This window comes from Acetivibrio cellulolyticus CD2, from assembly GCF_000179595.2.
Taxonomy (GTDB): Bacteria; Bacillota; Clostridia; order Acetivibrionales; family Acetivibrionaceae; genus Acetivibrio; species Acetivibrio cellulolyticus.
Genome location: NZ_JH556653.1, coordinates 966,959 through 989,509, shown reverse-complemented (window position 1 = coordinate 989,509; position 22,551 = coordinate 966,959). Strand labels below are relative to the sequence as shown.

The 22,551-nt window shown below is 36.4% G+C and carries 17 protein-coding genes and 2 pseudogenes; 8 read left to right on the top strand and 11 right to left on the bottom strand.

Annotated elements, in window-relative coordinates:
• Positions 1-11: 11 nt before the first annotated feature.
• Together ACECE_RS0206515 and ACECE_RS0206510 are read left to right on the top strand one after the other, a co-directional pair.
• Entirely contained in the window at positions 12-371 is a 360-nt protein-coding gene (locus ACECE_RS0206515; protein ID WP_010245717.1) for a hypothetical protein, read from the top strand.
• A gap of 443 nt (positions 372-814) precedes the next feature.
• Entirely contained in the window at positions 815-2,329 is a 1,515-nt protein-coding gene (locus tag ACECE_RS0206510) for a LysM peptidoglycan-binding domain-containing protein (protein ID WP_010245715.1), read from the top strand.
• 147 nt (positions 2,330-2,476) lie between these two features.
• On the opposite strand, the gene ACECE_RS0206505 is transcribed toward ACECE_RS0206510, so the two are convergent.
• Positions 2,477-3,988 carry a LysM peptidoglycan-binding domain-containing protein gene (locus tag ACECE_RS0206505; protein WP_010245711.1) on the bottom strand — a complete coding sequence of 504 codons (1,512 nt, stop codon included), beginning with the start codon at positions 3,986-3,988 and terminating at the stop codon, positions 2,477-2,479.
• 164 nt (positions 3,989-4,152) lie between these two features.
• Entirely contained in the window at positions 4,153-6,069 is a 1,917-nt protein-coding gene (gene abc-f / locus ACECE_RS0206500; protein ID WP_010245709.1) for a ribosomal protection-like ABC-F family protein, read from the bottom strand.
• A gap of 322 nt (positions 6,070-6,391) precedes the next feature.
• On the opposite strand from abc-f, the gene ACECE_RS0206495 reads away from it, so the two are divergent.
• Positions 6,392-7,033 (top strand): redox-sensing transcriptional repressor Rex, encoded by a 642-nt coding sequence (locus ACECE_RS0206495; protein ID WP_010245705.1) that lies wholly within the window; start codon positions 6,392-6,394, stop codon positions 7,031-7,033.
• 107 nt (positions 7,034-7,140) lie between these two features.
• Here ACECE_RS0206495 and aroA read toward each other — a convergent pair whose 3' ends face one another.
• Positions 7,141-8,415 carry a 3-phosphoshikimate 1-carboxyvinyltransferase gene (gene aroA, locus ACECE_RS0206490; RefSeq protein WP_010245703.1) on the bottom strand — a complete coding sequence of 425 codons (1,275 nt, stop codon included), beginning with the start codon at positions 8,413-8,415 and terminating at the stop codon, positions 7,141-7,143.
• Between the two features lie 62 nt (positions 8,416-8,477).
• Between aroA and ACECE_RS32555 the strand changes: the two genes are divergently transcribed.
• Positions 8,478-8,603 (top strand): hypothetical protein, encoded by a 126-nt coding sequence (locus tag ACECE_RS32555; protein WP_456048995.1) that lies wholly within the window; start codon positions 8,478-8,480, stop codon positions 8,601-8,603.
• 55 nt (positions 8,604-8,658) lie between these two features.
• On the opposite strand, the gene ACECE_RS0206485 is transcribed toward ACECE_RS32555, so the two are convergent.
• On the bottom strand, positions 8,659-9,756 hold the full coding sequence (locus ACECE_RS0206485; protein WP_010245700.1) for a prephenate dehydrogenase: 1,098 nt from the start codon (positions 9,754-9,756) through the stop codon (positions 8,659-8,661).
• Complete coding sequence (gene aroF / locus ACECE_RS0206480; protein ID WP_010245697.1) at positions 9,746-10,771, bottom strand: 3-deoxy-7-phosphoheptulonate synthase; 1,026 nt, start codon at positions 10,769-10,771, stop codon at positions 9,746-9,748. The genes ACECE_RS0206485 and aroF overlap by 11 nt, the downstream gene beginning before the upstream one ends.
• A 469-nt stretch (positions 10,772-11,240) precedes the next feature.
• Between aroF and fusA (ACECE_RS0206475) the strand changes: the two genes are divergently transcribed.
• Positions 11,241-13,328: an elongation factor G gene (fusA, locus tag ACECE_RS0206475; RefSeq protein WP_010245695.1), complete on the top strand. Its 2,088-nt coding sequence runs from the start codon at positions 11,241-11,243 to the stop codon at positions 13,326-13,328.
• A 154-nt stretch (positions 13,329-13,482) separates the two neighbouring features.
• On the opposite strand, the gene ACECE_RS29140 is transcribed toward fusA (ACECE_RS0206475), so the two are convergent.
• From ACECE_RS29140 to ACECE_RS0206455, 5 genes and pseudogenes are all read right to left on the bottom strand, one after another.
• Entirely contained in the window at positions 13,483-15,117 is a 1,635-nt protein-coding gene (locus ACECE_RS29140; protein ID WP_268871013.1) for an ABC transporter permease, read from the bottom strand.
• Positions 15,118-15,120: 3 nt separating this feature from the next.
• Positions 15,121-15,993 (bottom strand): hypothetical protein, encoded by an 873-nt coding sequence (locus tag ACECE_RS29135; protein ID WP_051033533.1) that lies wholly within the window; start codon positions 15,991-15,993, stop codon positions 15,121-15,123.
• Positions 15,986-16,666, bottom strand: a pseudogene (locus tag ACECE_RS26790) (ABC transporter ATP-binding protein). Before ACECE_RS26790 ends, ACECE_RS29135 begins: the two are co-directional and overlap by 8 nt.
• Positions 16,667-16,752: 86 nt before the next feature.
• On the bottom strand, positions 16,753-17,691 hold the full coding sequence (locus ACECE_RS0206460; RefSeq protein ID WP_010245688.1) for a sensor histidine kinase: 939 nt from the start codon (positions 17,689-17,691) through the stop codon (positions 16,753-16,755).
• The gene (locus ACECE_RS0206455) at positions 17,684-18,373 is read right to left on the bottom strand and encodes a response regulator transcription factor (protein WP_010245686.1); all 690 of its coding nucleotides are present in this window, start codon (positions 18,371-18,373) and stop codon (positions 17,684-17,686) included. The genes ACECE_RS0206460 and ACECE_RS0206455 overlap by 8 nt, the downstream gene beginning before the upstream one ends.
• A gap of 97 nt (positions 18,374-18,470) precedes the next feature.
• Between ACECE_RS0206455 and fusA (ACECE_RS0206450) the strand changes: the two are divergent.
• The 3 genes and pseudogenes from fusA (ACECE_RS0206450) to ACECE_RS0206440 all read left to right on the top strand — a co-directional run.
• Positions 18,471-19,208, top strand: a pseudogene (fusA, locus tag ACECE_RS0206450) (elongation factor G); the annotation flags it as partial.
• Positions 19,209-19,517: 309 nt separating this feature from the next.
• Positions 19,518-20,705 carry an enoyl-ACP reductase FabV gene (gene fabV / locus ACECE_RS0206445; RefSeq protein ID WP_010245682.1) on the top strand — a complete coding sequence of 396 codons (1,188 nt, stop codon included), beginning with the start codon at positions 19,518-19,520 and terminating at the stop codon, positions 20,703-20,705.
• 249 nt (positions 20,706-20,954) lie between these two features.
• Positions 20,955-21,605, top strand: a complete 651-nt coding sequence (locus ACECE_RS0206440; RefSeq protein ID WP_010245681.1) for a response regulator transcription factor — start codon at positions 20,955-20,957, stop codon at positions 21,603-21,605.
• 359 nt (positions 21,606-21,964) lie between these two features.
• Here the strand turns inward: ACECE_RS0206440 and ACECE_RS26785 are convergent, their stop codons facing one another.
• A complete protein-coding gene (locus ACECE_RS26785; RefSeq protein WP_010245679.1) occupies positions 21,965-22,396 on the bottom strand; it encodes an ExeA family protein in 432 nt (143 codons plus the stop codon).
• Between the last annotated feature and the right edge of the window lie 155 nt (positions 22,397-22,551).

Here is a 22,551-nt window from a genome sequence, read left to right as displayed (position 1 = left end):
CATTAATATCAATGAAAGTAATAAAAATTGAATACCCAACTCAACTTTCAGAAATATGCGATATTGAAGATGATAATATTGATGTATTTGTAGAATTAGAAGATGGAATAACGTATACAGTTGTTGTATCAACTCCGAAAAACTATTATGATTATATGGCAAGAGAAAGTGTTGATTTTTATTGCGGTGTACCAGATATTATTGTAAAAAAACTAACGAAAGATAATATAGAAAGGGCAATTTATAAATACGCAGAAGATAGTGCATATTGGTTAAAGTATTATCATCTAGCAGGTGAGATTAATATCGATATACTAAATAAGGTGATAAAGGAAAAAGAACTTAAAAGTAAAGATATTTTTGATGCTTAAGTTTGCATTGTTTATGTAATGAAAAGAGTTGAATATTTTTCCATTTTATAGGAGCGGCTGTCTATACAGACTGATTAACCTATGGGCTTCTAGAATCGATACATTACAGTAATTCAGACATTAGATAACGAAGCCTAGTAAAAATCAATTCCTGTCTCCGTGTTTGCTAATGTGGGCAGGGATAACCAAGACCTCGATAGATAGTAATATATATACTACTCTATTGAGGTTTTGTTTTTTGAATGAAGAAATCAACAGCAGGCCTTCTGAAATCTGAAAGAAGAAAGAAATGAAGGATAGAAATGGAATAACGAATAACAACGTATTATAGTTATGATTGCCATGGTTACCTTTAAGGAATATTTTGAGTACTGATTTGGCGTCAAAAATATCGTATAATTAAATGGAGTGTTATGTAAACTAAAAATTGAAGGGGGTATATGATGCTAAGGAAACGAGCGGCGTTCTTTTTTGCAGCTATACTTGGAGTACTGGTGCTTCCTAGGGTATCTGTTTATGCTGGGGGAAATACGGTAGGGGTAATTGTAGATAATGAGTCTGCATGTACTGGAGTATATACTACTGTTGAAAATAGTACAATGATGATCCCCGCAAAAGAGCTTGCTGAATCTATTGGCGCAAGTTTCAGATATGATACCGGTACGATGACAGGAGCGGTAACGTATAAGCAAAATGAACTTGTATTCAGATTGGATAACGACATTGTTAAGTTTAACGGAAAGTACATAAAAGCACCTGCACCAATGGAAATAGAAAATTATAGGTTTATGGTGCCGACTGAATTCTGCTATGAGAAGCTTGGTATTGAGTGTTTCATTGATTATAACAAAAATAGGGTGCTAGCTTTTAGGCAAACAGATGGTAAGTTGGAATATAAAGTAAGATCAGGGGATACATTATGGATGCTTTCGAAGTTGTTTGGATCGACTGTAAGCCAAATAAAGCTTTTAAACGGCCTTGTAAGCGACAATATCAATATTGGACAAATGCTTGAGATAAAGCAATTTGATATTTATGATAATAGCTTTATGGGGTATACGTCAGGTAATGCAACGTTAAGCAGCGGACCAAGTCTAAATGTGGCTCCCGTAGGATATCTTAAACCGTGGACAGAAGTGAGTGTTACAGGCAAAACAGGAACCTGGTATAATGTAAAAACGGCAAAGGGAACCGGTTATATACATAGCAGTGTAACTTACATAAAACAAGATATTTTAGATAATAATCCTGACAGTAACTATTTTAAGAATGAGATAGCGGTAGATACATCAACAGACTATTTAACATATAAAACATATATTGTGCAAAAAGGGGATAGTGTTTGGAGTATAGCAGAGAAAATGGGAATACCCGATTATGAACTTGCTTCCGCAAATAATATCTCACGGCAAGCAACTCTATATGAAGGAGATGTATTACAGGTACCTGTCCACAATGTACCTGTTAAAAACAAGGTTTCGCCTGAATCCGGTGAAATATTGGATTGGTTCAGTGAAGCACAGTATGTTTTCCCAATAGGGAGTGTTGGAAAGGTGATTGATGTTAAGACAGGAAAAAGTTTTGCAATAAAGAGAACCATGGGTGCAAACCATGCTGATTGTGAAACTCTGACCAGTTTAGACAGCAACATGATGAAAGAAATTTTTGGCGGGTACTGGAATTGGACCAGAAGAGCCTTTGTTTTAGAGTTTAACGGAAGAAGATTTGCCATATCAATTGCGGGGATGCCACATGCAGGAGTAGATGGCGTACCGTATATGCAGAATGTTTCCAACAGAAGTGATAACTATGGGTACGGACCCAATTATGACACTATATCAGGTAACGGTATAGATGGCCATTTTGACCTATATTTTCTCAATGGAGTCAGGCATGTGGATAATCAGATTGATGCCTCACACCAGCAAAATATACTTATAGCAGGTGGATTAAGATAACAGCTAATTGCTTGTAAGAGCCGTAATTGTGAATATAACTAGAATTTTGTAATAATTACATACACCCTCATTTCACTAAAAAGTGAAGTGGGGGTGTATGTTATTTTAAGAAATTTACGAAGCAAATGTCCTAAAATGCTACTGAGATTAGTGCTTACTCACTACAACCTGATTTTCTAACATTGTCCAAATTCCTTCATCTTCCATTCCAAGCCTCCAAAGTGCGATTCCCTTTATACCAAGGTCCCATGCAAGCTCAATTTTTGCGTAGATGCTCTGGGCGTTTTCAAACCAGACTTCATGCTGGTTGCCCTGTTCATCTTCATAAGCAAACATCGGAGTTTTAGTCTCTTCATCAAATATAACCTCTTTATTGTACTTCTGGGCAAGAGCCATTGCCATGCTGTATGTTACATAGGTATTACGGCCGGTTGTAAGGTTGAAATCAAAACCGAATACCGATACTGCGCCAACTACCTTTTCTTTAGGCATTTTTGAGATTGTATACGTTAATACTCTTTCCATCCAGCCAATCGATACAACAGGTCCTGGACCGCTGCCAGGCCAGCCGTGCTCGTTATAAAGCATTGCAACAAACTCATCAACTGCGTTGCCTATTGCAGAATAATTAAATGGATCGGAAAATGGATTGAAAGGCTCATCCCTGATCCTTGCAGGGACAGACGCTGAGAAGAAATAACCGCGGGGTCTTAAGACTCTGGCAATTTCTTCATAAAGCAAGGACAGATTTGCACTGTCTTCAATGAAAACATCTTCAATGTCAATGTTAACTCCGTCAAAGTTATACTTTTGTATCAGCCTTAAGAGGCTTTGGGCAAAGGCATTTCTATTTTGTGCATTGGAGACAAGAACCTTTACAACATTTTTTGCAAGTGTTGTTCCACCTGGCCTATAGAGTAGGTTGTGCACAACCGGGAGGATTCTAACATTGTTCCTGTGCGCAATTGCAACAAGAGTTCTTATATCCTGATCTGAAAATTGTCCAAAGTTTTCTATGGTAGTTGGATTGTTTGCACTGATTCTGAACATGAAAAGACCAGTTTCAGAAATCTCTCCAATATTGTTTGTGAACGAAGTAAAGGAACTTGGAAGTGAAGGACCTTCTTCGAGGGTATAAAATCCCAGGATATCTGAGATTGGTTTGTCACCGCTATAGGCATTAAGCGTTACTATTCGTCCCGATATCCAGGCATCCTTGCCGTTATGTAAACGAACTTTATACCAACCTCTACTGGAGCCGGTAACAGGAAGTTTGGCATTTCTAACCATGCTTGTAACCACGCTGAAATTAGGCCCAGGACCACTCCTTATAAATGCTGAATCGACGTTGACGACAACTTCAGTATAAATGGGGATGGTTAACTTTTGACCGACGCTTAGTTCTATGCCTGTAAGATTATTTAAAGACTGGATACTTTCAACTGTTGTGTTATACCTTTTGGCAATCGTATACAGTGAATCACCTGGTTTAACTGTATATATTATTGGTCTTTGACGTTCTACCGGGATATTTAAACGCTGTCCTATATAGATTAAATTACTTGAAAGCTGGTTTGCCTGCTTGATTTGCTCAACAGAAACGCCGAACTTCTGAGAAATCAGATATAAAGAATCTCCTGGCTGTACAGTATACATCATATTCAATCATCATTCCTTTTTCAAAATTTGATGTCATAGCCAGTATATTCATTTGACCTATTGAAGGTTCTTTATAGGATAGAAAATAATTAAAATGATAGTTTGAGAATAAAACGAGCATGGCTAAATGCGCATTTAGCCACGCTCGTTTTTGATTTATCTGCTCAATTTTCCATTTCCAGTGCCAGTGATTCCCATAGCTCATAAAGCGACTCAAGTCTGTTTTCCATTTCCAGTTGCTTATTGTGTAGTTCCGTCAGCATGACATGATTGCTTAATACTTCCCCTGACTGCATCTCAATTTTTATAGTTTCAATTGAACTTTCTAACTGGGCAATTTCTTTTTCAGTGTCAGCATATTGTTTTTCCAATTTTCTTCTTCTTGCTTTCTCTTCCTTTGTAGCAATATGGGAAAGCTTTGAAGCTGATGCATTTTCAACCGGAGAAACAGGTTTGGATTCAATTGAAATTCTGCTTTTGTGCTGCTTAAAGCCAGAATAATTGCCTAAATAATCAATATAAGAATCCCTGTCTAATTCTAAAATCCTTGTTGCAAGTTTGTCAATAAAGTACCTGTCATGGGAAACTATAATGAGTGTTCCTTCAAACTCGGAAAGTGAACTTTCTAGTATTTCCCTTGAGTTAATATCAAGATGGTTTGTAGGCTCGTCAAGAATGAGTATATTTGATCCTGAAAGCATTATTTTTAGAAGTGAAATTCTTCCTTTTTCACCTCCGCTAAGAGTGGATATTTCTTTGAAAACATCATCACCTTTAAAAAGGAACATAGCAAGAGCATTTCTTATGTCTGTCTGTGAAAGATTATCACTTGCTTCTAAAAGTTCATCTATTATTGTGTTATTCATAGAAAGATCCGAGTGTTCCTGGTCGTAAAAAGCCTTCTTTGTGTTGTGGCCAAACTGAAAGCTTCCCGAAAAATCATCTATTTTACCGGTCAAAATTTTAAGCAAAGTGGATTTACCGCAACCATTTGGCCCTAAAATAAAAACCCTTTCGCTTTTCTTAACTTTAAAACTTAAATTGTTAAACAGCGGTCTGCCGGGATATTCCTTTGAAAGCTTGTCTACAGATAGAACATCGTTCCCGCTTTGTAAAGCTATTTTGAAATCTATTTTTATTTTGTCAGGAAGGGTTTTTGGTTTATCTATTTTTTCCATCCTGTCTATAGCTTTTTGCCTGCTTTCAGCGGCTACAATATTTTTTTCCCTGTTCCATCTTCTTTGCTGCTCAATAAAGGCTTCCATTCTAGCTATCTCTTTTTGCTGAAGTTCGAAATGCTTCTGTTGAATTTCTCTATCAAGCTCTTTTTGCTTTATATAATTTGTGTAGTTTCCGTTATAGAACTTGCATTCGCAGTTTTCTATCTCAAGAGTCCTGTTAGTTATCCTGTCTAGAAAGAATCTGTCATGGGATATAATCATAACACCTTTCCTGTAGTTGATTAGGAAATCCTCAAGCCACTCAACCGCGTTAATATCGAGGTGATTTGTAGGCTCATCCAAAAGAAGCAAGTCAGGCTCTTCAGTCAAAAGCTTTGCCATGGCAAGCCTGGTTTTTTGACCACCGCTTAAGCTGCTTGTTTTTAGATCAAACTCATCTTCACTAAATCCAAGTCCCTTTAAAATTCCTCTGGTCCGGCTGTTGTACTCGTATCCACCATTACGTGAAAAGTTATCGGATAGGTTTGAATACTCTTTCATAAAAGAGGACAAACGTTCCTCATCCTTTTCATCGCTTATGAGTTTTTCCAGATCCTTAATACGCTCTTCCATTTTTATAAGATGGGAAAAAGCGGACAATACTTCTTCAAGAATACTGTTTGAAGATTCAAGCTCTGTGTTTTGTGCAAGATACCCCAGCTTGCAGCCTTTGGAAAGATAAATATCTCCCGAGTCAGCAGCAAGGGTTGAAGTAATTATTTTAAATAGAGTTGACTTCCCTGCACCATTAACACCTACAATACCTATTTTATCTGTATCCTGAACACTGAAGGTAACATTTTCTATAATTTGTCTGGTTCCAAAGGAAATAGATATATTATTACACCCTAATACAATCATATATTTCACACCTTACACTATTAGTGAATAAAATTCTTGTGGGCATTTAGCCCTTATCGGTTTTAGAAAGTTTTCCATGCATACTTATTTATAATAAAAGTGGCAATATAAGCAAATTACAAATGCTTTCATATTTATTTTCGTATCCAATTGTAGCAGAAATGAGACTTCTAAGCAATATTGACAATAAAATAACAAAGGTGGTATAATCAAAACGCGGCAGAAGTTAAAACAATGGGGTGATTTTGCTGCGTGGACAAGATAATAGAAGGGGTTCGCGTAATTTAATCCCAACCAAAAAAGATTGAGGTGAAAGAAAGTGATGAGTCCGGATAAAAAGATTTCTATTGCTGTAATTAAGCGTTTGCCTAGATATTATAGGTATTTATCCGATTTACTAAAGTTAGGGATTACAAGAATTTCTTCCAAAGAGTTAAGTATAAGGATGGGCATTACAGCTTCGCAAATACGTCAGGATTTAAACTGCTTTGGTGGATTTGGACAGCAGGGATATGGATATAATGTTGAGCACCTTTATAATGAAATAGGGAATATCCTTGGAGTTAATAATAAATTTAAGTTTATAATAATCGGTGCAGGTAACATGGGACAGGCACTTTCAAACTATACTAATTTCGAAAAAAGAGGTTTTGAGCTTCAGGCAATTTTTGATGTCAATCCAAATTTGATTGGTAAAAAAATAAATAATGTTGAAATTATGGATTTGAATACTTTAGAGGAGTATGTAAAGAACAATAAAGTTGATATTGCAATGCTTTGTGTTCCATATGACCAAACTCCTTTAGTTGCAGATAGGGTAGCGCGACTAGGTATAAAGGGTTTGTGGAATTTTTCACCTATGGATTTGAAAATTCCTTATGATGTAATTATTGAGAACGTTCACTTAAGCGACAGTTTAATGGTTTTAGGTTATAAATTGAGTGAGAAACTCAAAAATTCATAATAACCCGTATCTAAAAATGTAAGGAATAGCTGAATTATTATTATAACATAAAAAGAATTAGCTTGGTTTTGACCAAAGCTAATTCTTTTTTATCTTAAAACTATAAATTAAAGTCTGTTTAGTACGGAAATAAATTCTGGATATGCAATGTCTAAGACTTGTGTTTTCCTTATCATGGTTTCTCCATCGGCTACAAGACCTGCGACACATAAAGCCATGGTAATAGCCGGATAATTGTATCCTTCAACTATTGTGCCGGTCAGTTTTCTGCCGCCTTCAATTATCATTCCGTCTTCTGTTTCCTGAACTGAAGCACCAAGTTTTGAAAGTTCTGTCGACAGCATCTTGAGCTTGCCTGAATCTTTTATTTTAAAGCCTTTTAAGTTGTTAATAATAGTTTTACCGCTTGCCATAATAGCTGCAACCGCTATAACCGGGATTTCATCTATAAGTCTTGGAATTAGGTCACCTTCGATTGTTACAGCTTTTAATGGAGAGGATACAACTCTTATGTCTGCAACCTTTTCGTTACTTACAGTACGCTCATTTAGTATTTCGATTTTGGCGCCCATTGACCTGTATACATCAATAATACCAGTCCTTGTCGGATTAACGCCTACATTCTTTATAACTATATCGGAGTTTGGTACTATCAGTCCTGCGGTAATAAAGTAACTTGCTATTGAAATATCTCCCGGAACTTCAATGTTCTGGGCATACAGATTTTCAACACTATGTGCTGTTACTTCCAAGCCGTTTACAGATATATCTGCGCCAAAGTAATTTAACATAAGTTCTGTGTGGTCTCTTGATTTTACAGCTTCAACTACTTTGGTATCCCCTTGAGCATAAAGGCCGGCTAAAAGAAGTGGTGATTTAATATGAGTGTCTCTTAAGGAAAGATTATGAGTTTGACCTTTTAACTTGGAGGGAAATATGGTTAGAGGACATAGATTGCCGTCGTCTCTTCCGTTAATAATTGCTCCCATATCCCTAAGTGGTTTAACAACTTTTCCAATTGGTTTTCTGACAGATGATTCATCTCTTGTCAATACTGAATTAAAAGGCTGGCTTGCTAAAACTCCAAGCAAAAGTCTCAGGGCGGTTCCTGACCTTCCTGCATTCAATGCGGAAGATGGAGGCTTTAAGCCATAAAGGCCGTTGCCCTGTATCTTTATCTTGCTATTAGCGAGAATTTCTATGCTAACATGCATCTTTCTAAAACAATCTATGGTACTTAGACAATCTTCTCCCATAAGGAATCCATCAATTTCAGTTGTTCCCTTAGCGAGAGAACCTAAAAGTATTGCTCTGTGAGAAATTGATTTATCGCCAGGTACCGTTATTTCGCCTCTCAAAGAATCCCTTTGTTCAATTAACACACTGTATTCCCCCATTCCTTTAGTAAGTGAGTTGTACCTATCCACACATTAAAAACATTATAATGGCGTGTTACAAAGCATTAGGTGCAATTGCAGCTATATTGTTAATTATATCTTTGGATCTTAAGCAATTACTTGCACTTTTTACCATTACAAACCTTTATGCTAAAGTTATTAAGACTGTTTGAATAGCAAGTTAATAATATTACTATGCAAGATCCATAGGTAAATATAATAATATTCCTAAATTTTATAGACTTTATATCCTTGGTTTGACAGTAACCCAACAGCACTTTTTACACTTTCAGAATCCGGCAGGGTAATTCTTAGGCATCCCTGTTCAAACTCTCTGCTATTTGAAACATTTATATTTTTTATATTAATTCCGTTATTACCAAGTATTGTTGCAATCTCACCAATTATGCCAGGTTTGTCTACAACGTCAACTATGACTTCGTATAGAGAAATAAGCAGTCCTTTTCTATTATCCGGTATAGAGTCGCGTAGTTCTTTGGCTGTGCTAAAATAGTTGTTTATACCTTTGGAGTCATTATCATCCATACGCTGTTTAAATTCATATAATGTTTCAACAAAGGTATCTAAAACTCCTTTAATTTTTTGCTTGTTGCTCAATACTACATTTTCCCACATTTCAGGACTTGAGGATGCAATTCGCGTTATATCTTTAAATCCACCTGCAGCTAAGGTTTGCATCTTACCATCAGGATAGTCTGATTTTCCAACCAGGTTTACTAATGCTGATGCAATAATATGGGGAACATGACTTATTGTGGCTGTTACAAAATCATGATCTTCTGCATCTATTACTACGGGAAGTCCTCCTATGTGGTTTATTATATCGCGCATAGTTTCAATATCAGTGTTCTGCGTACTCTTAGCCGGTGTTAGAATATAATATGCATTCTCAAACAAATGTGACAAACTTGACATAAAACCAGATTTTTCAGTACCTGCCATTGGATGTCCACCTATAAAGCGGGGAGGATTATCCATTGAATTCACAAAATTTACAATCTCCGACTTAGTACTTGCAACATCAGTTATTAGGCAATCAGGTCCAACTTTTTTGGCAAGTTTCTTTATATATTCAATAGCATTTTTTACCGGGGTACAAACGAAAATTAGGTCTGAATTATATACATCATCATTTAGCTCTGTGTACCCATGTGATACATACCCTTCTTTCAATGCCTGATCTAAGCTTTGATTACTTATATCGACAGCTGTGATGTCAGTAATATCCAAACGTTCCTTTAGTGCTTTTGCCAGTGAGCCACCTATAAGCCCAAGTCCAATAACTGTAACCTTTTTAACCGCCATGTTTAAACTCTCTTCCTAATATTTCGGCAATTTTAGCAATATCTTTACACAAATCGTCAAAATCTTCAGGTGTTAACTGTTGTGCTGCATCTGATAATGCACATTTAGGGTTTGGATGAACTTCAATTATCAAACCATCAGCTCCTGCAGCTATAGCTGCTTTTGAAAGAGGAAGTATATATTGAGTTTTGCCGGCTGCATGGCTTGGATCTACAATTATAGGCAAATGGCTCATGTTTTTTACTACAGGAACCGCACTTATATCTAATGTGTTCCTTGTTGCAGTTTCAAAGGTTCTAATACCTCTTTCGCAAAGAACTACATTATAATTACCTTCATTCATAATATATTCAGCAGCGTTCAACCATTCGTCAATAGTAGTAGCTGAACCGCGCTTAAACAAAACAGGTTTTTTTGATTTTCCAATCTCTCTTAGCAGTTGGAAATTCTGAACGTTTCTAGCACCTATCTGGAACATGTCAACATATTTATCTGCAATCTCAACAGCTTTTTCACTGGTAACTTCAGTTATTATGTTGAGGCCGGTTGCATCCTTTGCTTCCTTCAATAGTTTGAGGCCTTCTTCTTCAAGCCCTTGGAAGGCATATGGAGAAGTTCTGGGTTTGAATGCGCCGCCCCGCAAGAATTGAGCACCTGACTTTTTTACAGCAACAGCAGCAGATATAATCTGATCATGACTTTCAACTGCACAAGGTCCTGCCATTATGACCAATTCCTTGCCGCCGATTTTAACACCATTGACTTCAACAATACTTGATTCAGGCTTAAAAGTTTTGCCAGCCAATTTATATGATTCCACTATAGGAACAAGTTTTTCAACACCAGACATTAACTCTAAAGGAACATCATTCAACTTCCTTTTATCACCTATTATACCTATAATAGTTCTTTCGGAGCCTTTTGAAATATGTACCCCAAGACCAAGAGAACTAAGAATTTTTGAGATTTCCTGTATATCATTATCCTTAGAACTAGGTTTCATTACAATAATCATAAATGTACCTTCCTTTCTACCTGCAAATTCTTTTTTAATAATATATTTCCAATCTTCAATACTACTTGAGATAAGTAATAAAGAAGCTATATGTAGTGTATATTTTAACCCATTAGATAAAGAAAATTTTCGAAGAACAGGGAAATAAATATTTCTGTGCATTTTTCAGACCATTTGTTACTTTCTTTTAATTTACAATGATAATATAGAATTGTCAATAAGAATAAGAGATATAAGGGGGCTAGAAATGTTACTCATTATTTACACATATTAGTATATATATTATAATGAAAGCAAAGCAAAAAACTTTTTATGAGAAAAGGAAAATTGGAAGATTAATAGAATTATATTGTTAATATAATATTATACCGGTTGTTTAGTTTGTTTAAAGTCTTAAAGTTGTACATAATCCTTCGTAACCTTATAGTTGGTTTTAAATAATATATTAAATATTAAAGGGGGAATTGGTATGAAAGACTTTACTTCTGACAAAATCAGAAATGTCTGCCTGATCTCGCATGGAGGGGCGGGTAAGACAACCCTTACTGAAGCGATGCTGTTTAATTCAGGCGTTTTGGAAAGGTTTGGACGGGTTGAAGATGGAACAACTACATCGGACTTTGACCCTGAAGAAATAAAGCGAAAGAATTCTATTAGCACATCTGTCTGTACTTGTGAATGGAAAGATCACAAGATCAATGTAATTGACACTCCCGGGTATTTCGATTTTGTAGGAGAAGTTAAGCAAGGTATTAGAGTTGCTGACAGTGCAATTATTGTGGTGCCAGCCAAAAGTGGTGTGGCAGTCGGAACCGAAAAAGCATGGGCATATGCAAATGAAAGAAACATCCCCAGAATGTTTTTTGTAAATGGTATGGATGATGAAAATGAAGACTTCTATAAAGTGTTGGATCAGTTGATCAGCACGTTTGGAAAAAATGTTGTAGCTTTTGAAATACCGATAACAGAAGGTGGAAAATTTATAGGCTTTATAAATCTTGTTACGATGACAGCAATGAAATTTGATAAGGATAAATTGGTAGATATAGATATTCCGGCTAATTTGAAGGATAAAGTTGAAGAAATAAGGAACTCACTAAAAGAGGCTGTCGCAGAGACAAGTGAAGAGCTGATGAGCAAATTTTTTGACGGAATTGAATTTACGGAAGAAGAGTTTGCCAAAGGGCTGCATGAGGGAATAAAGGATGAATCTTTGGTGCCGGTTTTCTGTGGATCAGCATTAACAAATCAAGGCATAAAGATTCTTATGGATTCAATAATACACCTGATGCCTTCGCCGATTGAGTCTGGAGTGGTTAAAGCTACTAAACAGGGAAGTGATGCGATTGTTGAGTTGAAAGCAGATCAGAGTTCGCCGCTTTCTGCTCTGGTATTTAAGACTATAGCAGACCCGTTTGTTGGTAAGATTTCAATGATGAGGGTATTTTCCGGAGTGTTGAAATCTGATTCTACAGTATATGACGCAGCTACTGATAAAGCTGAGAAGATATCACAATTGTTCGTGTTAAGAGGGAAAAAACAAATTCCGGTAACTATGCTTGTAGCTGGTGATATAGGAGCAGTTGCAAAGCTTCAAAGTGTTAATACAAATGATACATTGTGCAGTCAGTCAAATGCAGTAGTATTGGATAAAATTGAGTTTCCAGAGCCTGTTATATCAATGGCTGTTGAACCGAAGACCAAGGGAGACGAGGAGAAAATCGGTACCGGTTTCCATAGGCTTCAAGATGAAGATCCTACCTTTAAGGTTTTATTAAATACAGAAACGCATCAAACTATTATTTCAGGAATAGGCGAAATACACTTGGATGTAGTTGTAAGCAAACTTAAAGCAAAGTTTGGTGTATCGGTTAATCTTACAGACCCCATAGTTCCATATAGAGAGACAATTAAAAAGAAGGTTAAAGTTGAAGGAAAGCATAAAAAGCAATCGGGTGGACATGGCCAATATGGACATGTGTGGATTGAATTTGAACCTGGCCAAAATGAGGGTTTGACTTTTGAAGAAAAGATATTTGGAGGTTCGGTGCCGCGACAGTATTTCCCGGCTGTAGAGAAAGGTCTTCAGGAAAGTATTAAAAAAGGAGTTCTGGCAGGTTATCCGGTTGTTAACCTCAAAGCAACCCTTGTTGATGGATCTTATCATGCTGTTGACTCCTCTGAAATGGCATTTAAGATTGCTGCCCATTTAGCTTATAAGAAGGGTTTAGAACAAGCATCACCTGTGTTGCTCGAACCTATAGCACATGTTGAAGTTTATGTACCTGATAGTTACATGGGTGAAATTATAGGAGACCTCAATAAGAGAAGAGGAAGAGTTATGGGGATGAACCCGCAGGATGGAGGCATCCAACAGGTCTTAGCAGAAGTTCCGCAGGCAGAAATGTTTAAGTATGCCACAGATTTGACTTCTATGACTCAAGGAAGGGGCAGATTCAAATTATGGTTTGAACGCTATGAAGAAGCGCCGCCTAATGTAAGTCAGAAAGTAATTGAAGAATCCAAGCACAGATTGGAAGAAACTGAATTCGAATAATTGATATGCAAAACGGGTTACTGCATTAGGACAGTAGCCCGTTTTTATTTGACGAATTTGCGAGGCAAATGTCCTAAAATCTAAGGAGTTAAATGCCTGAAAGATTTTTATTTAGTACTAGGGGTTCTACCTTGTTTTTACTAAAAAATTTACATCACTCTGCAATCCTCAGTCGTTCCACAACACTCTGTTTGTCTACTCCTATAAATGCCAGATACGGAATTAATGCCGATAAAATAAGCAATACAGGATATGAAATAAGCAATGGCAGTAATTCAAACTTATAGCTCATAAACCAAACCGCTTTTGAAAGCTGCGAAAGAACACCTAAAGTGAATATTATTGTTAAGATGAATGAAACAGCTATAGTATAAAAACCACAATATAGGCCTTCATATATAATCATCTTTCTGAGCTGCCTCTTTGTCATACCCACGCTTTCCATCATTGCAAACTCCCTCCGCCGCGTGATAATGCTTGTGAATACCGAGTTTATAAAGTTTAATATTCCTATAATTCCGATTATCAGGCAAAGCACTCCGCCTACGGAAAGTATCGTATTTTGCAAATCTTCAAATTCCTTTTTATATGTTTCACGGGAATTGTACGACATTTGAATCTCCACAGATTCTGTGTAAGACTTTATAAATGCTTCAAGTTCATCCTCTTTACCAGCCTTTGCATTGCAAATGTAAGTCATAGGTATAGGATTTTTATCGTAGGTACGTAATTCTTCAAGCGGCATGGCGAACGTAACGGTTCCATAACAACGGCTGCAATTTGTAGGTCGCATACGGTAATACCCCATAACCTCGTATTCCTTTGCATCATCAAAGTTCGTACTTGAAGCATCCTGAAAAGCTTTTAACTTTACCTTTTCTCCAATCTTATATAAAGCTTTATCATACATGATATTTCCGTTATCATCATCGTTTAGACCAAGAAGCAGGAATTTTCCGGTTCTGAATTTTTCTTTATCATACCTTCCCTTCACGATTTCAAGGTTTTCAAGTACAAAATCCTCCATTGCATAAATATCTGCAGAAGTAAAAGAAGAACCATCAGGTAAGTGTATTTTGCCAGCCTCGTATTCAACATTTCCATCATATTTTGATATAATCATCATCTGAGGAATATTATAAATCACCCCGCCTCTGTCAAAGCTTTTCTGCCCTTCAATAGCAGAAATCATTGTCTTCGAAACTGGAGTCTCGGCGCTAAATTTATATTTGTAATATGCAGCATGAGCAACCTGAAAGTCAACATGGATAAATTTGCTGACAAACTTATCCATATTAAAACTTCCTGTAAGAGTATACACTGTATTAAGTAAAACTAAACTCAAAGAAATAGAAACCACTGTAATAAAAGTCCTCTTCTTGTTTCTTCCAAGGTTTGAAAAGGCCATTTTATGTAGCTTACCGCCATTAGTTCCATTTTTTGCTCTGTTCGATCTGCTATGAATATTACTACTCACACCGTTGTATTTTACAGCTTCAACAGGCGAAATATATGATGCTGTTTTTGCAGGTTTTCTACAGCTGATATATACAGTAAACAGTGCAAATATTGCTGAGCCAATAAAAATAACAGGATTAATAGAAACTGTTGCAACGATTGTACTCGAACCTTTTAAAATTAAAGGCAGCAGGATTTTTCCCAATAAAAACCCAAATACCAAACCAGCTGGAATTCCTATTGCGGACATTTTTAGTGCTTGTACCAGAAGTATTCTCTTTATTTGCTTTTTTGTTGTACCTATAGTCTTTAGAAGGCCATAAAATCGGATATCCTAGATTATCAAATATCCCGTAAACACTATCAACAAAGCACCTATCAATATTGCAAACCAGACCGAAAGGTTACCTTCGGAAGTTGTAGAAAAATAAGCCCAGTTTGCACCATATTGAATTACATTTTCACCATTTCCCTCAACTTTATAGCCGCTATCTGAAATAACCATCATCATATTCGCATCAATATTGCGACTGTTTTTAAAGAGTACATGAGCCTGGCAGGAGCCAATACTATCACCATTTTTATAGTATTGCTGTCCTCTTCCCGCAAGGTTTACTTCAATAAATTCCTTTGAGACCGTTATAATTCCAGCCGAAAATGCTGGATCACCCTTGTAGTATCCGGTAAGTATAAACTCTTTTTCTTCTGTCCTATCCCTAAAATCACAGAGCAAAGTTACCTTTTGCCCGATTTTGTGTGGAACTCCAAGAAGATCCAAAGTGACAGTATCTGTTGAAATCTCATTCTTGGCCATGGGTAGTCTCCCTGTTGTAGGAAAGTTAAAACCAAGCTTTGCACTTGTTTTATCGTTATAATCGATTTCTGTGTAGCGTTTCAGGAGTTTTTCATTGACTGCTTCACCTGCATATATACTCAAACCAACCTCTTTAATTAAAGGATGTTTTGCAAGTCTTTCATATTGCTCATGAGATAGGTATTTAAAAGAACCATGTGCATAACCGCCAGCCATGCGCATACTGCTCTCCTCAATACTCTCAATCATTCCTGTTCCAATTGTAAAAAGGGTAGTAAACAAAATTGTGGTAAGTATAATTGCCAAAATAGCAATAGAGTTTCGGGACCTGTTTGCTTTGTAACTCTTTAGCGCAAGATTTGAGACAGCCTTCCTGTTTGACACCTTAACCATTGCTATCACCACCTGAAATCCTGCCGTCTTCAATTCTTATGATGCGGTCAGCCATTTGTGCAAGTTCTTCATTATGAGTAATCATCACAATGGTTTGACCGAATTTCTCACCTGTAACCTTTAAAAGACCTAAGACATCCTGGCTTGTTCTGCTGTCTAAGTTACCTGTAGGCTCATCTGCAAGAACAATGGCAGGTTTTGTTGCTATTGCCCTTGCAATTGCAACCCTCTGCTGCTGTCCGCCCGAAAGCTGATTGGGCAGATTGTTCAGTTTGCTCTCAAGTCCTAAGGTTGTTACAATTTTTTCTATATATTCCCCATCCACCTTATTACCGTCCAACTCGATGGGAAGTACAATGTTTTCATACACATTCAACACAGGCACAAGATTATAGCTTTGAAAAACGAATCCGATTTTCCGTCTTCGAAAAATAGTCAGCTCATCATCCTTTAAAGAAAAAATATCCTTCCCGTCAACCTTCACTATGCCGCTTGTTGGACGGTCAAGACCTCCAAGCATATGTAAAAGTGTTTACTTTCCACTGCCTGATGTTCCTACAACTGCTACAAATTCGCAAGGTTCAATAGACAAATTTACTTTGTCCAATGCTCGTACAAGATTTGGTTCAGTACCATAAAATTTATTCAAATCTGTTGTCTCCAGAATACTCATTAAAGCACCTCCTGTATTTATTATCTTAAGTTTAGTACATCAATCTTTCGAGAAGCTTTCTGAAATCTAACAGTTTTGACACAATTCTAACCGTGCGGAAGAAATACAGAAAATGTAGAACCCCTTCCAACCTTTGAGTCTACTTTAATGTATCCTCCTTGTGCACAGATAATCTCTCTTGCGAGGTACAATCCAATACCAACACCCTCCTCACTGTGAACCTGAGGCGAGCGGTAAAACCTTTGAAATATCTTTGCCTGTTCATCTTCTGATATTCCCATTCCATTATCACAAATATCTATTCGTACAAACATCTCATATGCAGTTGCTGAAATTATTACTTTACCGCTTTCAGATGTATATTTTACGGCATTATCCAGAATATTCATCACTGCTTCACAAGTCCATTTATGGTCAAACACAGCCTCAATATCATTACAGCTTTGGCTTATAGTAATCTGCTTTGCTGACACCTTTGGGGAAAGGTTTGCTGCGCACTCCTCAATAAGCTTTTTGACTGAACATTTTTGAGGCTTTACCGATATAATGCCCGTTTCCATGCGTGACATTTTGACCAGTGACTGAATAAGAAAACTCAATTTATCCGATTGTCTTTCAACCTCGCTGACAAGCCTTTTTTGATCCTCAGTCAAGCTTTCCTCCGAGAGCAGGTTAATATATAGCAGAATATTCGAAATTGGAGTCTTGGTTTGGTGAGAAATATCTGATATGAGCGTCTTGATCTTATTTCGCTCTTCAAAAAGTGCTTTTTGGTTGCTGCTTAAGATGCCAAACTCTCGTTTTAGCTTTGATTCAAGTGCCGACAGAATGGATTCATCGAAGGTTTCCTCATTAAAACTGCCTAAAGTAACGTTGTCAATGATCTTCTCCAACCTCTTAAGCAGCCTTTGTGACCGAATACGATTGATAACTACAAAGACAGTTGCACCAATTAATACTCCGGCTGCAAAAATCAAAATCATTAAAACAGCTTGCAATCCATTATACGATACAACATTATACATCTGATTTCACCTTCCATGTATAGCCCATGCCATATACTGTTTGAATATATACAGGTTGAGACGGATCATCCTCGAGTTTGTTCCGTAACCTTCGAATTGTGACAGAGAGGGCATTTTCGTTTACAAAATCCGCCCCATCACTCCACACTCTGTCTATAAGGGTATCACGAGTAAGAATGTTTCCCCGATTTTCCAGCAGAATACGGAGCAGTTTTTGCTCAGTCTTACTCAGCTCAATCTCCTTGCCGTTTTTTGTAAACAACATAGCATCAAAATCAAAGTAAATTCCATTTACTGTATATTTACCACTCTTCGTTTTTTCAGTGGGTTTTCGTAGTTGTGCCAATATTCTTGCCCGAAGAATTGCAAGGCTGAATGGTTTGGTAATATAGTCATTTGCTCCTATTTCAAAGCCCGTTACAACATCTATTTCCATATCGTTTGCTGTCAGAAAGATAACAGGCACATCTGAACTATTGCGTACTATTTGGCAAAAGTCGAGACCACTTCCATCGGGCAGGTTTATGTCCAATATAATAAGGTCAAATTTCTGACAGGCAAATTCTTTCTCTGCTGACTTTTTGTCAAAACATTGAATAAACTCGAAGCCTTCCTTTTTCATTGCAAGGACAATACCGTTACTGAGAGCAACATCATCTTCAACAATTAAGATTTGGGGCATATAAATCCTCCTCTTATTCAATGAGTAAAATTATTGGTATTTATTATAACATAAAAAAATCTCCCAGAGATTCTATCTATGATAAATATATAATATACAATTTATCATTGAAGGAATGGGTGAACTTCACTTGGAAGTCATTGTAGACCGTATGATGACTGAGTTTAATGTTGAGGCTAATATTGGTAAACCTAAAGTTGCCTACAAGGAAACCATTCGTAAGAAAGCTAAAGCAGAAGGTAAGTTAGTTAAACAAACTGGCGGAGGCGGGCAGTATGCTCACTGCGTATTGGAAATTGAGCCCATGGAACGTGGAAGTGGTTTCGAGTTTATTTCCAAAATTACAGGTGGGGCTATTCCAAAAGAATACATAGGTCCAATAGAATCCGGTATTCGAGATGCTTTGAATTGTGGAGTTTTAGGTGGCTACAATGTTGTAGATATAAGGGTTACTCTATTAGATGGTTCATACCATGAAGTTGATTCCTCAGAAATGGCATTTAGGACTGCTGGTTCCATAGCATTTAAAGAGGCATGTCGAAAGGCGGAGCCTATATTGTTGGAACCTATAATGAGAGTTGATGTATCTGTTCCGGAAGAATACACAGGTGAAGGAATTGGCGAAATCAATATCAGACGGGGCAGGCTAGAGGGAATAGAAGCGAGATCTGGCTGTCAAATGATCAGAGCTAATGTACCGCTTTCTGAAATGTTTGATTTCTCAACACCCCTTCGTTCTAAAACACAGGGACGTGGAAATTTCAGCATGCAGACCAGTCACTTTGAAGAAGTTCCTAACAACATCCAGGAACGTGTTTTAGGTAAAACGCGATAGTTTTGTTTTTCTGTAGAGATAATGGAAGGTGTGAAAATTTATTTTTCCACCTTCTATTATTTTCTGCTTTAAGGCCTCTTTTTCATGTATCGAAATTAAAATAATTATTACCAAGTTATAATATCTAGTTTTAATTTATAATATAATATGCTATAATAACTCTAAAATGTTAATACTTGTATTGAGATAGTGCTGATAGGCGTAATTGCAAATTATACAATGACAATATAGAGGTTGCTTGAAAAATAAGTTAGATAGTTTATTAATACTTTGTGCATAGATCGCACAGCGAAAGGAATGATAGTTAATATGATTATAACACCAAAATTCCGTGGGTTTATTTGTACAACATCACATCCTGTAGGTTGTGAATATAATGTCAGACAGCAAGTGGAGTACGTTAAAAAACAAAAGAAAATTAATGGGGCAAAAAAAGTACTAGTTATAGGTGCTTCAACAGGATATGGTCTATCATCAAGAATAGCGGCGGCCTTTGGCTGTGGTGCTGCTACAATTGGTCTGTTTTTTGAAAAGCCTGCATCTGGAAACAGAACAGCTTCAGCAGGGTGGTACAATTCAGCGGCTTTTGAGAAGATTGCAAAAGAAGAGGGGATATATGCTAAAAGTATAAATGGTGACGCTTTCTCAAATGAAATTAAGCAGCAAACTATTGAATTAATTAAAAAAGACCTTGGTAAGGTTGATTTGGTTATTTACAGTTTGGCATCACCAAGGAGAACTCATCCGGATACAGGAGAAATATTTAATTCTGTTATTAAGCCAATAGGACCTGCATATACTTCAAAGACAGTGAATTTCCATACTGGAAAAGTTGAAAATATCACTATTGAGTCTGCTAATGAAGATGAAATCAGACAGACTGTTGCTGTGATGGGCGGGGAAGACTGGGATATGTGGATGGATGCGCTTAAAAAAGCTGATGTTTTGGCTGAAAATGCTATAACATTGGCATATTCATACGTCGGTCCTGAAATGACACATGCTGTCTATAGAGAGGGAACCATAGGAAGGGCAAAAGATGATCTTGAGGCTACAGCATATAAAATTACTGATAAATTAAAAGATATTGGCGGCAAGGCATATGTATCTATAAATAAAGCTGTTGTAACACAAGCCAGTGCTGCTATACCTGTAATTTCACTTTATGTAAGTATTCTTTTCAAAATAATGAAGAGTAAAAATACCCATGAGGGCTGCATAGAGCAGATGTACCGAATGCTTGAAGATAGAGTATATTCAGGTGATATGAAGCTGGATAGTAAAGGGAGAATCTGCATGGACGATTGGGAAATGGCAAAGGATGTTCAAGCTGAAGTAGCCAAAGTATGGGATAAGGCAAATGATGATAACATTAATGATATTTCTGATGTAGAAGGCTATAGAACAGAGTTTTTTAAGCTTTTTGGATTTGGATTTGATGCTGTTGAATATAGTGAAGATGTGGATATAGAAGTTATGGTTGAAAGTATTAAATAAAATTTTAATAAGCTAAATGTTATTTATACCCAAAAAAACAAGTCTCCAATAAACATGGTCATATACCGTTTTTACTGGAGACTTGTTTTATATTACCAAAGTAATATTTTGGAAAAATATGTTATTACTTTGGTAATATTTAAAATTATCTCAATATGATGTAAAATTTAATAGACTATAGAAAACTTTGGAAACGGCTTCTATTTCGAATAACAATTTTATAATAGTATTCTAATGGGGGGAATTAAGATGATTAACATAATAATTGCTGATGATCAGGAAATCTTGAGAGAAAGCCTTAAAAGTTTAATTATGCTTGAACCGGATTTTAAAGTGGTTTCAGTTGCCCAAAATGGTCTGGAAGCTTTTGAACTCTGTAGTAAGTATATGCCAGATGTGGTATTAATGGATGTGATAATGCCATCACATAATGGTCTTGAAGGTATTAAGCTAATAAAAGAAAAGTTTGACTCCATAAAAGTGATGATGTTAACCTCTTTTGAGGATCAGAAATATATATCAAAATCATTGGAATACGGAGCTGATGGGTATATTTTGAAAGATATAAACCCTGAGATGCTAAAACTGGCAATTAAATGTGTATACTCCGGAATACCTGTAATACATAAAAATGCACTTGCCATATTAACTAAAAATGTTGGTACAACTGATTCTAATGATTGCAAACATGAAAGCGTCAAACAAAACATTACATTTACTTCAAAAGAGCTGGAGATAATTGACTTAATAGCTAAAGGAAAATCAAATACCGATATTGCCAAAGAAGTCTTCTTAAGCAAAGGTAGAATAGCAAATATAATTACCAGAATATTTGAAAAAACACGTTTGAATGATAGAACAGAGCTTGCAGTTTATGCAATAAAAAATCACATTGTTTAATAACGGAGGTCTCAATATTTGGATGTGAGTTTGACAGGTATTTTTATCCAACTAAACAATAGTATATTGGAATGCATATTGATATTATTTGTATACCAGTACATAATAGGACAAAAGGATTTTGTATTTAAAAACAAACTAAAATCATTTGTATTTTTGATTTTATATATTGCATTTTCATTCTACATTGATTATTTCTTTAAAACGCGGATAAGCTTTATAATTTATATCTTATTTTATACTTTTGTGCTTGGTTATTTGTCGCTGCTCGGTCTGTTTGACCGCTCTTTGCCCAAATTTTGTGTCCGTATATTTTGCTCATTAACCCTGTCCGATACTTCACCGAACAGGGTAATTAATTACCAATTGAATTCATCTTCAATTATGAGCCTTACTACATGATCATCTATCAACTTTGTTTGCCTTTGTGCTGCGTGCATCAGGCAGGCTATACATACTTTATTGATTTTCCTTGCTACTCCATGAGAATAGTCATAAATTTCGCCAATAGCCTTCTCGGTAAATATATCCCTGGTTTCTCCTGCATATTCAAGATGCTTTTTGATGTATTCTCCGGTTTGTTGCCGATCGTAAGGGGTAAGGTGATAACGTATATCTATCCTTTGGCATATTGCCTCATATATCTGTTTTTTCAGAACATCTCTAAGTTCACTCTGTCCCGCTAGAATTAAACTCATTGGATTGTATGAATCCATCTTAAAGTTTAAGAGAAACCGTACTTCCTCTAGCATTTCTCTTGATAAAAGATGTGCTTCGTCTGATATTATCACTGGTATCCTCTTTTGTGTTTCTATGAGGTTCGATAGCTCACGGGTTTAACTGACGTTTTGCATCTCCTCTGTAAAATTTTGCTTCGCAACCTAGTTGGTTTAATACCTCCCAGTAGAAAATTTCTTGGTGTTAAAGATGAATCACTTATGTACAT

What these genes read in the sequence shown, in the direction of transcription:
- ACECE_RS0206510 (WP_010245715.1), top strand. Translation starts at nt 815, where the DNA reads ATGCTAAGGAAACGAGCGGCGTTCTTTTTTGCAGCTATACTTGGAGTA.
- abc-f (WP_010245709.1), bottom strand. Translation starts at nt 6,069, where the DNA reads ATGATTGTATTAGGGTGTAATAATATATCTATTTCCTTTGGAACCAGA.
- ACECE_RS0206440 (WP_010245681.1), top strand. Translation starts at nt 20,955, where the DNA reads ATGATTAACATAATAATTGCTGATGATCAGGAAATCTTGAGAGAAAGC.
- aroF (WP_010245697.1), bottom strand. Translation starts at nt 10,771, where the DNA reads ATGATTATTGTAATGAAACCTAGTTCTAAGGATAATGATATACAGGAA.
- ACECE_RS29135 (WP_051033533.1), bottom strand. Translation starts at nt 15,993, where the DNA reads ATGGTTAAGGTGTCAAACAGGAAGGCTGTCTCAAATCTTGCGCTAAAG.
- fabV (WP_010245682.1), top strand. Translation starts at nt 19,518, where the DNA reads ATGATTATAACACCAAAATTCCGTGGGTTTATTTGTACAACATCACAT.
- fusA (WP_010245695.1), top strand. Translation starts at nt 11,241, where the DNA reads ATGAAAGACTTTACTTCTGACAAAATCAGAAATGTCTGCCTGATCTCG.
- ACECE_RS0206505 (WP_010245711.1), bottom strand. Translation starts at nt 3,988, where the DNA reads ATGATGTATACTGTACAGCCAGGAGATTCTTTATATCTGATTTCTCAG.
- ACECE_RS0206455 (WP_010245686.1), bottom strand. Translation starts at nt 18,373, where the DNA reads ATGCCCCAAATCTTAATTGTTGAAGATGATGTTGCTCTCAGTAACGGT.
- ACECE_RS0206495 (WP_010245705.1), top strand. Translation starts at nt 6,392, where the DNA reads ATGAGTCCGGATAAAAAGATTTCTATTGCTGTAATTAAGCGTTTGCCT.
- ACECE_RS32555 (WP_456048995.1), top strand. Translation starts at nt 8,478, where the DNA reads ATGGCGTGTTACAAAGCATTAGGTGCAATTGCAGCTATATTGTTAATT.
- ACECE_RS0206515 (WP_010245717.1), top strand. Translation starts at nt 12, where the DNA reads ATGAAAGTAATAAAAATTGAATACCCAACTCAACTTTCAGAAATATGC.
- ACECE_RS0206485 (WP_010245700.1), bottom strand. Translation starts at nt 9,756, where the DNA reads ATGGCGGTTAAAAAGGTTACAGTTATTGGACTTGGGCTTATAGGTGGC.
- ACECE_RS0206460 (WP_010245688.1), bottom strand. Translation starts at nt 17,691, where the DNA reads ATGTATAATGTTGTATCGTATAATGGATTGCAAGCTGTTTTAATGATT.